Origin of the sequence: Nostoc sp. MG11 (assembly GCF_014904695.1) — a bacterium.
Taxonomy (GTDB): Bacteria; Cyanobacteriota; Cyanobacteriia; order Cyanobacteriales; family Nostocaceae; genus Komarekiella.
In genome coordinates, this window is record NZ_JACXXN010000056.1 from 1 (window position 1) to 14719 (window position 14719).

Consider the following 14719-nt stretch of genomic DNA (forward strand, 5'->3'; position numbering starts at 1 on the left):
TGTGGGGATATTCTCTTTGAGTTTGATTCCACTCTACCAGTAATTTTTGGTGTTCCCAGGGTGGGAGTAATGGTAATTCCGCAATTCGCTGTTCAGGGTTAGCTACCATCCCCTCTAGCAAGTTGCGGAAATGTCCCGCCATTCTGGTAATGGTGCTAGCTTCAAATAGGTCGGTGTTGTATTCCCATTCACCAACCAATCCTTGAGGAGTATTCTCTAAAGTTAAAGTTAAATCCAACTTGGAGGTGTAATTCTCGATCGCCATAGTACTCCAGGTTAAACCAGGTAGCTGCATTTCTGCGATCGGAATAGCACTATCGAGAATAAACATCACCTGAAATAGTGGTGTATAGCTTAAGTCTCGTACCGGCTGTAATGCTTCAATTAGCTCCTCTACTGGTACATCTTGATGGCTGTATGCTCCCAAAGCTGTTTTGCGGATTTGCTGGAGAAATTCTTGTAAACTTGGATTCCCTGACATATCTGCACGTAGCAGTAGGATGTTGAGAAAGTTTCCAATCAATCTTTGGATTTCTGAGCGATCGCGGCTGGCGTTGGGGCAACCAACTATAATATCTGTCTGTCGTGTGTAGCGATAAAGCAAGATGTCAAATGCTGCTAACATTGTCATAAACAAAGTCACACCTGCTTTTTTGCTCAGTGCTTTGAGGGCATTTGTTAGCTCAACAGAGAGAGCGAAGTGTTGATGCGCTCCCCGGACAGTTTGCATTGTTGGTCTTGGTCTATCTGTCGGCAGTGATAATATTGTGGCTGCACCTGAGAGTTGTTGTTTCCAGTAAGCAAGTTGGGACTGAAGAACTGCACCTTGTAGCCATTGTCTCTGCCACACAGCAAAGTCAACATATTGAATGGGTAGTGGTGCTAGAGGTAAAGGTTGACTTTGAATAAAAGCGGTGTACAGTGTGGTAAACTCTTCTATTAGTATGCCCATTGACCAGCCATCAGAGACAATGTGGTGCATTGTTAGTTGTAAGATGTACTCTGTTGGGGACAGCACTAATAAAGTAGCTCGTATTAGCGGTTCTGTTTCTAGGTTAAATGGACGTTGCGCTTCGACGATCGCTATTTTTTGACCTTCACTTGAGCGATCGCTGATAGGTAAATGCTGTAAGTCCACCACTGATATTTGCCAATCTAAATCAGGATGGATGACTTGATATGGTTGTCCATCTAAGGTAATAAAGTTGCTACGTAAGGCTTCATGTCTACGGATGATTTCTCTAAAACTTTGTTCTAAGACTGATACATTTAGCTGACCTTGCAACCTCGCCGCCGCAGGAATGTTGTAAAAAGCACTGTTTGGCTCTAACTGATCGAGAAACCACAATCTTTGTTGGGCTAAGGATAGAGGCAGTTTACCTTCTCTAGATATTGCTGCCAAGGGTGCTGCTGATTCTACTGGGACTGGTTTTGCCAACGCCCCATTTTGAGTTATTTTGACTGTGCCGTTACCATTACTGCTAGGTGATAATTTAGGCGAACGCTTGGGGATAAAACCCACTGAGCGCATTTCTTCTATGCTCTGTTTGACAGCCTGAATCACATATTCAATATCTTCATCGGTATGTGCTGTAGAAAGAAAACAGTTGCGTCCTTCCCAAATATAAACACTCTTAGATATCAGGTGATAGAACAATAAATCAAAATTCCCCGAAAAAGCAAAGCGAAACAGCGAGCCAAAATAGACAATTCTGATCGGCACTTCTTCCTGTTCAAAGTATGTATTGAGTGCCGTCGCTAAGTAGGATGTCCGTTGATTTAACTGCTGTTGCAGTGCTGGCCCTTGGCTCTTGAGACGCTTGAGTACAGCCCTGGCTACAGCCATCCCCAAATGGTTTTTGTTGAAAGTGCCAGCAAAAAATGTTTTTTCTGCCTGTGGATAAGAAGCGTCTCCGTAGTTCCACAAACCACCGTCAATGCCATTCATATAACTGGCTTTACCAGCTACCACCCCAATTGGTATGCCACCACCAACAATTTTGCCATAAGTAGCAATATCTGCCTCAATTCCAAACCATGCTTGGGCCCCACCCAGATGAATGCGGAAACCTAAAAGCACTTCATCAAAAATTAGTGCTGTACCTGCTGCTGCTGTCAGTTGTCGTAACTGCTGTAAAAATTCTCGCGGTTGTAAATCAGGTCTACGTCCTTGCACTGGTTCAACTAATACAGCAGCTAATTCATGAGCATGAGCTTGTAAAATCTCTAGAGATTTGGGTTCTCCATAATCTAATACCAACACATCATTAACTGCGTTAGCAGTGATCCCAGGGGCAACGGGTACAGTTGATAAACCATCTAAGGATTGTTTGGCTAAAATTCCATCGAAATGACCATGATATGCGCCAGCAAAAATCGCAATCTTGGTGCGTCCTGTTTTTGTCCGTGCTAAACGTAGCGCTGTCATCACAGCCTCTGTACCTGAATTACAGAAGGCGACTCGTTCCATACCTGTCAGTTCACTAATTAACGCCGCAACTTCTCCAGCGTAATTTGCCTGTGGGCCAATTTGGATACTTTGGTGAAGGTGTTCTTCCACAGCTGCGGTAATAAAGGGTGCTGCATGACCAAAAAGCAGCACTCCAAATCCCATTGTGATATCTACATACTCATTACCATCTATATCCCAACATCTCGCACCTTTGGCGCATTCACCAATAATGGGATATACCATTTCTTTGGTAGAAGGGCGGAACCCTGCGGCAGATCGGCTATCGGCTAGAACTGAACGATAGGTTTGGGCGCGTTGCTTTGATGCTTGCGTTTTTTGGGTATAATTTGAAATTAATATTTCTAAGTGCTGCTGCTGTTGCAGATTTATTTCCCTTGGTGGTGGCGCTTCTACAACAGAGAGATTTTGAGTCACAGTTTGATTAGATTGAACCTGATTGACAGTAGGAGATGTTTTTTGCCCAACCTGATTGTGTGGTTCTGCTACGGGAACCACAGGTGCGGGTGATGCTAGGTGAGAATTACCGTCCGACGATGATAAGACATTATCTGTGGGCAAACCCGTGGCACGCAAAACATCTAATTGCTGAGACATCACCTGCAGCTGTTGCAGCATAATTCTTTCCACTGCTGTCTCAGCTACTGTTACTCTTTCTTCCCTTGCTGCTGTTTGCTGTTGGGGATGATACTGGCTATTACCATTGGACTGAACAAATGCCGCAGAAGTACTATCATTGGACTCAACAAATGTCGCAGGAGCATTCTGTGGTATTGGCAGTTGGGTCTGATATACGGGTTCAGGTGGTTGTATATCTGCAATAATTGGCTCTGGAAGCAAATTCTGATCAATGTAGGATGCTACTGCATAGATAGTTGTCAATTCTTCAAATAATTGGCTAATAGTAATTTTAATGCCATAGGTAGTTTCTATGTAAGTTATGGCATCAACTAACATCAGTGAATCCGCTCCTATTTCTAGAAAAGGAGCATAAAAATCGACTTCTGAAGGCTCTGCTTTCAGTATTTTTACTATAAAAGAATGTAGTTTAGAAACAATTATATCCAGCCGTTTTATTTGAGGAGTTATATCGACTTTTGGCTGTAGTACATTTAGCGATGGAGATATTTGCGTATTAAGTTGGTTCCCATTGGTTGTACTTAATTGGGGTTGTAATGCTTTTTGATGATCTGATGTACTGATTGATGCCTCAATCCAATAACGTTTGCGCTGAAATGGGTAAGTTGGTAGTTGTAGGCGACGGCGGGAATAATCACGGTCAAAAGCAGACCATTCCACCTGTACTCCACGTACATATACTTCTGCTAAACTTTCGAGTATTTGCTGCCAATCTCCGTGCTTTTGACTTAAACTAGGCAGCCAAACACCCTGACCGCCAAGGCATTTACTGCCCATTCCTGATAAAGTTCCTTTTGGGCCAATCTCCAGAAAAATCTCATAACCTGCGGTATATAGCCCCTGTAAACCCTTAGCAAACTGCACTGAAGAGATAAGATGATTGCACCAATATTCAGCATTGATAACTTCAGTTATCAGTTGCTCCCCGGTAACGTTAGAGATGATGTCAATTTGGGGAGGATTATAGGTAATGGTGGCAGCAATTCGCCGAAATTCTGCCAGTATTGGCTTCATGAGTGGAGAATGGAAAGCATGGGAAGTGGAAATCTTTTTTGTGTGAACGCCTGCGGCTGTTAAATTCGCACAGATTTGCCGAATTGCCTGCTGTTCTCCCGAAAGTACGGTATTTTGTACACCATTGTTAGCTGCGATCGCTACTCTTGCAAAATCAATTTCTGTAATATTACGAATAACTGCTTCGGAAGCAAATACTGCTACCATCTCTCCTATTGGCGGCAGACTTTGCATCAAACGGGCCCGTTCTGCAATCAGCTTTAGCCCATCCTCTAAACTAAATACCCCGGCGACACAAGCCGCGACATATTCCCCAACACTATGACCTATGACCACGCTAGGTTCCACACCCCAAGATTTCCAAAGCTGCACTAAGGCATATTCTAAGGAGAATAAGGCAGGTTGGGCATAAATGGTTTGGTCTATGGGCGAAATCTCTCCCAGTTGCGGATAGAGGACTTGCAGCAGTGGTTCTTGAAGATAGGGAAGCAGAATTTCATGACAGTAGTCGAGGATTTTGCGGAAGATCGGCTGGGTTTCATAGAGCTGCCTTCCCATACCTACATATTGAGAACCTTGACCTGTAAATAAAAATGCTACTTTCGGCGGTGTAGTTTCGTGTATGCGCCCGATTTTAATTCCTGTAACTTCTTGCTGACCAATAAAGTTAACTAGCCGTTGATGTAGATCAGATGTTGATGTGGCGATCACACTTACCCGATGCTGAAAATGAGAGCGTCCGGTATTGGCTGTAAAGCAGATATCTCCTAACTCTAAATCTGGATGAGCTGCTAAATGAGTCTCATAACGACTGATTAACTGGATCAGGGCTTTTTCGGTTTTTGCCGATAGGGTCAGCAGATGCTTGGGACGCTCAATTTCTGGTGTTACAAGCTCTAATTGTGGTGCTTCTTCAATAACAATATGAGCATTCGTACCGCCAATCCCAAAAGAGCTAATTCCGGCTCTCCGCGAGCCTGCTGATTCCCAATGGCATAGCTTGGTATTGACTTCAAAGGGTGTTTCGGCAAAGGGAATTAGAGGATTAGGCTGCTGAAAGTGCAAATTGGGGGGTATTTGCCGGTGCTGAATGGCCAAAATAACTTTGATCAATTGAGCCATACCCGCAGCACATTCTAAATGCCCAATATTGGTTTTAACTGAGCCAATTTTACAAAACTGCTGGCGGTCGGTGTATTTGCGGAAAGCTTTTGTCAAACCTTCAACTTCAATGGGATCTCCCAAGGAAGTACCAGTTCCATGCGCTTCGACATAAGAAATTGTCTCGGCTGATACACCAGCTGCATCCAAAGCTTGACAAATTACCTCTGCATGAGAACGAGGATTAGGAGCTGTGATTCCATTTGTCCGGCCATCGTGATTGACAGCCGATCCTTTAATTACTGCATAAATGCGATCGCCATCTTGTAAAGCCAGACTTAAAGGCTTCAGCAATAATGCTCCGGCTCCTTCACCTAAGACGATACCATCAGCTTGACGATCAAAGGTGGCACAGCGTCCGTGGGGTGAATGCATTTTCATCCGGCTCATGCCAACATAATATTCTGGAGACAATAAAAGATTTACTCCTCCAGCTAAAGCCGTTGTACATTCTCCTTGGTGCAAGCTACGACAAGCCATGTGTAATGCCACTAGCGAGGAGGAACACATGGTATCGACTAAAACTGAGGGACCGCGCAGATTCAGCAAGAAAGAAACACGGTTGGCAATGATGGCATTTTGATTACCGATTCCCGCACTATAATCTGATGTGTTCAAGGCAGGTGCAATGCGTTGATAATAACCGTTGTTACTACAGCCAACAAAAACACCCACCTGAGTCTGAGCAAAGCTTTCAGGTGAGTATCCAGCGTCTTCCAAGGCTTCCCAAGCCACTTCTAAGAATAGCCGTTGTTGTGGGTCAATTAACTCGGCTTCTCGTGGTGATATTTGGAAGAACAGAGGATCGAATTCATCAATAGAATCAACGAATCCACCCCAACGAGAATATGTTTTGTTGGGTGCATCGGGATTTTTGTCATACCAATCTTGTAAATTCCAGCGTAAGCTAGGTACTTCGGTAATGGCATTTTTCCCTTCTGATAGGAGTTGCCAAAATGATTGTAAGTCTGGAGATTGGGGAAACCGGCCAGACATCCCAATTACCGCAATATCTTCGGTGCGGATGCGATCGCTATTCGGCTCAACTACCCTTGCATCTGAAGGGTTAGATAACTGGAGAGTTGAAGACAGGGGTAGTATTCCTTTTACTTGCTGTCCTCTGGCTTCTGCCTTTCTCGCCCATAATTTAGCGGGTTCCCAGTTGTGCAACAAATATTTCTCTAACTGGGTTTTTTGCGCTTGAATTAAATATAAGGCAAGTTCCGTAGGTGTAGGATATTCAAACAATAAGGTGGGAGAGATAGAAAAGCCAAATTTTTCCCCTAAAGTTTCCAATATCTCTACAGCTTTGAGGGAATCGATTCCAAAGCTGTAAAAACTGCGATCGCTAGCAATCTGGCTCGGCTGCTTTCCTAAAGAGTTAGCAATTTGCTCAATGATGACTTCACTTAGCCATTGTAATAAGGAACCTTGAGAAACTTGAGCTTTAATTTCCCCAGAGGGTATCTCTAATTTAGTTACAATCTGAGGCGTTACATTCTCTGTGTTTATTTGGTTAGTTTCTTGACTGGTTGCCTCTACACCATTCACTAGTTCTCTAAGATTGTTTAACGAGTTGAGGCTAGCTAGAACAGTATTACCATCAATACCGAAGTCAATTAGACAAGCAATTTCGTCCACACCAATTGCTTGCAAGCGTTGCACCATTTCTAAGCAAGTGCTAGGTGTACCAAATAAGGCACTTGTATGGAAGTATCTCTCAAAGGCGTAAGCCAAGAGGTTTTCTTTTTCAGTTTCGGTCAACTTGTCAAGATCGTCAGAACCTTGTCGCCACAGGTTTACAGAGCTTTTAATATATTCTATGAAAGGGCCACGAACTTGATTACGAACCTCTTTGAGGTCTTCACCAATGAAGGTATGTAGCATGAGAGTAACTTGACCACTATCAGGATCGTGGCCATGTTGTTTTCTGGCTTCTCGATAGAGGACGATTTTTTCGGCTAGTTCTTCAACAGGTTGAAAAAGAAGTGCTGTGAGAATGTTGAATCCAGATGCTCCAGCCTCAATAAATCTTTCTTTGCTCCCAGTACAGGTGATCCAAATTGACAATTCCCGCTGCATGGGTAGAGGGTAAACTTGAATGTCTGTTGGTTTACCAACACCATTAAGGAGGGAAATTTTTTCTCCTCGCCATAACTTTTGGACAGTTTGGATACCTGAGAACATAATTTCTTTGCTATCAGCATAAGCATCTGGTGATAGCACAAAGTCATTGGGGTTCCAACCTCTAGCAAAAGCTAAATCTACTCTGCCATGAGACAAGTTATCGACAACAGACCATTCTTCAACTACTCGAATCGGGTTGTGTAATGGTAAGACAACACTACCAGCACGTAAGCGGATGCGCTTAGTTAAAGAAGCGAGTGCAGCACTTAAAACAGAGGGATTGGGATAAAGACCACCAAAGGCGTGAAAATGACGTTCTGGTGTCCAGACAGCGTTAAAGCCATTGCGATCGGCAAATTTAGCTCCTTCTAGGAAAAGTTTATATTTTTCGTCAGTAAACTCAGCCTCGTTGCTAGAGAAGTACAACAAGCTAAATTGCATCTTTTTGTTGACTTCTGGACTTTGGGGATTAATGGGTTTATCTGCTGTCTCGATAGTATTCACAGCATTTAAAGTTCCGGCTAAAAACCCTGCCCGACAAGCATGGCGCTGAATTTTACCACTAGAAGTTTTGGGAATAGTTCCTGTTTTTAACAACAACACTGCATGAACTTGCAGCTCATGGAGTTGAGATACTGATGTTTGGATAGCGTCAACTACCTGATCTATATCTAGATTCCGTAAATAAGTTCGTTCTACTTCCTGAACAATTACCAATTTTTCTTGAGTGTCAATTTCCACACTGAACACTGCACCTGCACCAGGTTTTAGTGCTTGATGGCTTTGTTCTACTGTCAGTTCAATATCTTGGGGATAATGATTGCGACCCCGGATGATAATTACATCCTTTAGCCTACCAGTCACAAATAATTCACCATCCTGGATAAAGCCCAAGTCTCCTGTACGCAGAAATGGCCCGGAAGTGTGAGGGCTAGCATCTCGTAAATAAGCCTGAAAGGTTTCTTCTGTTTGCTCTGGCCGTTGCCAGTAACCTTGAGTGACACTGCCACCTGATACCCAAATCTCTCCCACTTGATTATCTGTACACCGTTTTAGTGTCAGAGGATCTGCGATCGCAATTTCTTCGTCTAACCAGATCCGGCCACAACCCACGAGAGGGCAACTATCTTCTTGCTCAACAGTCGCAGCTACTACGAGGTTTTCTTCTAAGGCTTTACTATCAAAGCAGCGAATTACTGGTTTTTCAGTTTTGAAACCGCCAGATACTAGTAAGGTAGTCTCTGCCATGCCATAGCATGGATAAAATGCTTCTCTACGGAAGCCACAAGACGCAAAAGTTTTAGTAAATCTTTCTAGAGTATGGGCACGAATCGGTTCTGCACCGTTAAAGGCTACATCCCAGCTACTTAAGTCCAGATTGGCACGCTGTTCAGGAGTAATCTTATCAATACATAAGTCATAAGCAAAGTTAGGCCCTCCACTGGTGGTTGCTTTATAGCGGGAAATTGCCTGTAACCACAAAGAAGGCTTTTTAATAAAATCCCCTGGAGACATGAGAATGCAAGGGATACCTAAATATAGAGGCTGTAATACATTGCCAATCAGTCCCATGTCATGAAAAAGAGGCAACCAACCGACAACAATAGTTTTTTCTGTATGCCCCATAGCAGTCTCGAGCATCGACTGATTATGCAGCAAATTACCATGACTCACCATCACTCCCTTGGGCGTACCTGTGGAACCAGAGGTGTACTGGAGAAATGCCAGTGAGTTTGTTTCTAGTGTTGGCTTTTGCCAGTTAGCAGCCTCACTATTAATAACAATCTTGTCAGTGGCTATGCAATGCAAGGCTACTAATTCTGGTTCTTCTGAAAAGCCTTGTTCAATATTAGTTAAGACGGATGCTGTCGTCAGGGCAAGTTTGGCCTCTGAGTCTTTAACAATCATTTGTAATCTCATCATCCGTTGGTTGCGTCGAGGTGGATATACAGGAACGGCTACAACCCCCGCATACAAACAACCAAAAAAGGCGACAATGAATTCTAATCCTGACGGATAAAGCAATAAAGCTCTTTCACCTGGTGCAGCTTTCTGGCGTTGAAGCTCTTCAGCAATCGCTCGTGCTTTTTGGTCTAATTCTTGATAAGTTATTTTGACTTCTTCTGTACCCTTATCCAAGAGAAAAGTATAAGCAACTAAGTTTGGTTGGGATAAAGACCTATAAGACAATAAGTCAACTAAAGTAGTACAGTTAATCGCAGTCATATAGTATTGCTATTTGATTTAGGTGCGGCTCTTCTTAAAAGACAAAATGCTACATTGGCATTACACATATTTAACTGACTACCAAACAAGAAGAAATGCGTTAGTTAAAGAATTTTACGTTTTATGTGAGTTAAAAAATATCAAGCAAAATCAAAGGTTTTAGCCTTAGCTTTAATAGTCAACTCCAGCTTTATGAACCCAGACTAAGTTGTTTCAGCCTCCAACTCGCATAAGCGGTATTGTTGTTCAAAACTCAGCATTGTGTTCTCAAGTTTCATGAAAGTTGCTAAGGCTTTCAGAGTCGCCTGACATAACACTTTTATTTGGCTAGATTGCAATTTTATTCCTACACATTTCTCTGTTACTAGAGGCAGTTTTCAGGGTAAATTTTTTCCAGTTATTTGCGATTACAGTAATTTAATTGTCTAATTTTATAACATGACAATTTGCCTATTCGTTGAATCTGTTATTTATTATTTCTGTAGTAAGATACATTTCACTAAGATTTACAATTAGTTTATCTTTAGCGCCTACAGAAATTAACTGATTAGCCAATAGTGGTAAAATTGTTTTTAAGTTGATCTCTTTTGCGCTTCAGTCATTTGCAATTGTATTTGGAGAGTTATGACGATTGTATCTGGGATTGACATCAATATTTTTACTTCCAAGCTGTTTGGGCTGAGAGTTGGCCTTTTATTTAGTCTTTTTTAAAGATCCCTCTCCTAACCCAGAACGGTCACGTATTTTGTAGGTTGGCATATTCTACTTCCTCAGTTCTAGAATTAAATACTTCTAGAATATATACTTTATTAAGTAAGATTTGAATATTCTTTGGTTAACAAAAGGTAAAGTTTTCCGAAAAAGCTGCTACTTCATAAAAAGCCTAAACTTTACCATTTATATTGGTGAGAAGTAAAATATGCAATTCAAATGCATAAAAGTTGATTGTCAATGTAGAATACAAAATCATACCTTGAATCATCATATTGAAATTGAGCCTTTTGTGATCGGGTGCATCCCACCTTTTATTCTCTCAAAAATAATAAATAAAACCAAAGGATTGTGACAGAAATCCGAAGTCAGGAAGTAATGGGACACCAGGAAGGGAGAATAAAGTCATTAAGACTAGGTGCGTCTATGACTCCCGAAGAAGAACAACTCTTAAGAGAACATTCTCGTGCAATAGCAAAGATACTTTACAAAAATACTTCGAGTGAGCAACTCACAAGTTTGGCAAAAATAGAAGAAGTAGTACGCTCTCAAATGCAAGAATATGTCATACCAAAAGTGGGGATTTTTTTATCGAAAATGCCACAGGAGAAAGCAAAGGATACAAACGAAAAATAAAAAGTATGATTGGAGTACTGCCAATTACCAACTCTCAAACACAAAAGCTAGAAATCGTACCTCATAACCAATTGAGTCCATATTTATCAGCTTGTTGTTTGCGAATCAGCGCGTCGGTGTCGTATCAACGTGCGGCAGAAGATATTGAATATTTAACTGGAATAAAAGTATCAAAGAGTGTACAGCAAAGACTTGTGCATCGTCAAAATTTTGAATTACCACAAGTAGAATCAGCCGTTGAAGAATTGAGTGTGGATGGGGGAAATATCCGCATTCGTACACCACCAGGACAAGCCTGTGATTGGAAGGGTTATAAAGCTACCTGCTTACATGAAAAACAGGCGATTGCTGCCTCATTTCAAGAAAATAGTCTTGTGATTGATTGGGTCAAAAGCCAATCACTTGCTCCTATGTTGACCTGTCTTGGCGATAGTCATGACGGTATTTGGAATCTTGTCCGCGATTTTGCTCCCGAACACCAGCGTCGGGAGGTACTTGATTGGTTTCATCTGATGAAAAAACTACACAAGATTGGCGGTTCTAATCAACGGCTCAATCAGGCTAAAACCCTTCTTGGGCAAGGTAAAGTTGATGATGCTATTGCTGTGTTTGCTGATTGTAATCTCAAACAAGCTCTTAATTTCTGTGCTTACCTTGAGAAACATCGACACCGTATTATCAATTACCAGTATTATCAAGCCGAACAGATTTGTTCCATTGGTTCTGGTGCTATTGAGTCTACTGTCAAACAGATTGACCGTCGAACCAAAATTTCTGGCGCACAATGGAAATTTGATAATGTTCCTCAAGTCTTAGCTGATCGTTGTGCTTATCTCAATAGATTAATCTTTGCTCGCTAAATAAAAACTGGGATGCTCCCTTTATGATCTAGAAGTTGTGAATATTCAATAACTAACTCCCCGACTAGCAAGAAAAGATTCGCCGTAGTGTCAGGCGACACACACAATGCTTGGCAAATTTTCGGACTTGTCTAATATTTATTTAGGTTGATCAGATGATTGCCCACATAGAAATCCCAATCATTGGCAAAAAAGCTAAGTATTCATTACTCTGGCTAATTGGGCTAATGGCAGTTGGAGTCTTAATTGTTGCCACAACAATCACCTTGAAAGTGGTAAATCGTAAGATAAGCAAAGAAGATATTGCACAACTAACTATCCCAGTACAAGTGAAAAGTATTATCGTGCGAATCACTGCTACTGGTAAGGTGCAGCCAGTACAAAGTGTCAATGTCAGCCCTAAAAATCCCGGAATTCTAGCAGAACTCAATGTAGAACAAGGGCAAACATTGCAGAAGGGGCAAACGATTGCTCAAATGGATAATTCCGAGATTAAAACCCAAATCCTCCAGTACCAAGCAAACTTAAACCAGGCAAAAGCACAGTTAGCTGAAAGTCAAGCAGGTAGCCGTTCCGAAGACATTGCTGAGGCGAAAGCGCAACTAGCAGAAGCTGAAGCCCAACTGAACATATTGCGTGAGGGTAATCGGTTGCAGGAGATAGAACAAGCGCAAGCCCAGGTGGAATCAGCACAAGCTCAGGTGGAACTGACTCAAGCACGGTTGAAGCGCTATCAGGAATTAGCTAATGCCGGAGCCGTTTCTCAAGATTCTCTTGAACAATACATTAGTGATGATAAAAAGGCAAAGGCCAGTTTAGCAGAAACTCAACGCGAATTATCTCTGCAAAAAAGTGGCAACCGCAATGAAGACATAAAAAAACAGGAAGCAGTAGTTACCCAACAACGTGAGGCACTACGAAAGCTGCAAAACGGCAGTCGTCCAGAGGAAATTGAGCGATTGAAAGCATTGGTAGCGCAAGCAGAAGCTCAGTTACAACAACAGCAAGTACAGTTGGCAGATACAATTATTCGCGCTCCCTTTTCGGGAGTTGTTACCCAGAAGTATGCGACTCCAGGAGGGTATGTAAGTCCAGCGACATCAGCTTCTAATGATGCTTCTGCGACATCGACCTCGATTATTGCTTTGGCAAAGGGGCTAGAAGTAATAGCAAAAGTCCCAGAAGTCGATATTCCCCAGGTCAAGGTAGGACAAAAAGTAGAAATTATGGTTGATGCTTATGGCGATGAAGTCTTTCATGGTCATGTGCGGCTAATTTCGCCAGAAGCCATAGTTGAGCAAAGTGTTACATCTTTCAAGGTGCGGGTAGATATTGATACAGGGATAAAAAAACTGCGTTCGGGAATGAATGCGAATAATGTCACCTTTATTGGCAAAATCATCCCAAATGCCCTACTCATTCCTCAAGAGACAATTGTGACTCAGCAAGGTAATACTGGTGTCATGGTAGCAGATACGAATAATCAACCAGTATTTCGCCCCGTAATTATTGGTGTAAGTATTGACAGCCAAATTCAAGTTTTGCAAGGACTAAAAGCAGGAGATCACGTATTTAATGACCTTCCCCAAGACCAGCAATCCAAGCCATTCATTTAGTTAGTAGTTATACCATGAATATTTTCGAAAGCTTCAAAATGGCTACGACTACATTGTTGGCAAATAAACTCCGCAGTAGTTTGACCATGTTAGGAATTATTATTGGCAATGCCTCAGTGATTGCCATGATTGGAATTGGTGAGGGAGCGCAAAACTTTGCTACTAAACAATTTGAAACATTAGGGCCAAATACGCTGTTTATTCTTCCTGGCAGTCCTGAAGGTCAGAACACAGCCATTTTAACACCCAAGACATTGGTACTCGCTGATGCCGAAGCGATCGCCAAACAAATATCTACTGTGAAAAATGTCGCTCCAGATATTACGAACAAAATCACAATTAATTACCGCAATAAAAATTCAATTAGCTCAGTCATCGGCACAACACCGGAATATCTCACCGTCCGTAATTTTAAAATCGCTCGTGGTAGGTTTTTTAACGAGTTAGATGTGGAACGTAATAAACCACTGGCAATTTTAGGCCCTGATTTGGCAAAAAAACTCTTTGGTAGTCAAAATCCCATCGGTCAACAGGTGCAGATTCAAAATGTCGCTTTCCAAGTAATTGGCTTAACAGTAGCTAAAGGCTCCTTCTTGGGTGATAACAATGATGATTCTGTTTTTATCCCCATCACCACCATGTCCAGCCGGGTTGTAGGATTGACCTCTCCTTACGGTATCGACCTTTCACTAATATCTGTGTCTGCCAAAAATCAAGATAGCATCAGGGCAGCAGAATTTCAAATCAAAAATTTGCTACGTCTGCGTCACAAGATTACTCAAGACGATGATTTTAGCATTGAAACGCAAAAAAATATTCTAGAAATCATTAATACGATTTCTACAGCATTAACTGTGATGTTAGCAGCGATCGCAGGGATTTCTTTGTTTGTCGGCGGGATTGGCATCATGAATATTATGCTGGTTTCCGTCACAGAACGTACCCAAGAAATTGGACTACGCAAAGCAATCGGTGCTAACCAGCAAGACATCTTATTGCAATTCATCATTGAAGCTGTACTACTCTCAGTCGTCGGCGGTTTAGTCGGAATTGTTGTAGGTGGCAGTGCAGTTGCGCTAGTTAGTATCCTCACACCTTTAAAAGCTGGAGTCTCACCCATAGCAGTTATTGTGGCTGCTAGTGTTTCTGGCGGTATTGGTTTATTCTTTGGCGTTGTTCCTGCACGTCGCGCTGCTCAACTCGACCCGATTGTGGCGCTCAGAAGTGCTTAGCGCTCTTTTATGTCTCTGGTGAGAGAA

At 42.1% G+C, this 14719-nt stretch carries 4 protein-coding genes; 3 read left to right on the plus strand and 1 reads right to left on the minus strand.

Annotated elements, in window-relative coordinates; all coding sequences use genetic code 11:
- Window positions 1–9637 (minus strand): type I polyketide synthase (locus HCR01_RS32700; RefSeq protein WP_193200137.1); only part of this gene is annotated, 9637 nt, incomplete at its 3' end.
- Window positions 9638–10774: 1137 nt separating this feature from the next.
- On the opposite strand from HCR01_RS32700, the gene HCR01_RS32705 reads away from it, so the two are divergent.
- The 3 genes from HCR01_RS32705 (at window position 10775) to HCR01_RS32715 (ending at window position 14692) form a co-directional block, all read left to right on the plus strand.
- A protein-coding gene (locus HCR01_RS32705; RefSeq protein WP_193200149.1) for an ISKra4 family transposase occupies window positions 10775–11844 on the plus strand; the annotation gives its coding sequence in 2 pieces (ribosomal slippage) (window positions 10775–10931 and window positions 10931–11844; 1071 coding nt in all).
- Window positions 11845–11999: 155 nt separating this feature from the next.
- Window positions 12000–13460, plus strand: coding sequence for an efflux RND transporter periplasmic adaptor subunit (locus HCR01_RS32710; RefSeq protein WP_193200138.1), 1461 nt, complete (start codon window positions 12000–12002; stop codon window positions 13458–13460).
- Window positions 13461–13474: 14 nt separating this feature from the next.
- Entirely contained in the window at window positions 13475–14692 is a 1218-nt protein-coding gene (locus HCR01_RS32715) for an ABC transporter permease (protein WP_193200139.1), read from the plus strand.
- Window positions 14693–14719: the final 27 nt, after the last annotated feature.

What these genes read in the sequence shown, in the direction of transcription:
- HCR01_RS32710 (WP_193200138.1), top strand. Translation starts at nt 12,000, where the DNA reads ATGATTGCCCACATAGAAATCCCAATCATTGGCAAAAAAGCTAAGTAT.
- HCR01_RS32715 (WP_193200139.1), top strand. Translation starts at nt 13,475, where the DNA reads ATGAATATTTTCGAAAGCTTCAAAATGGCTACGACTACATTGTTGGCA.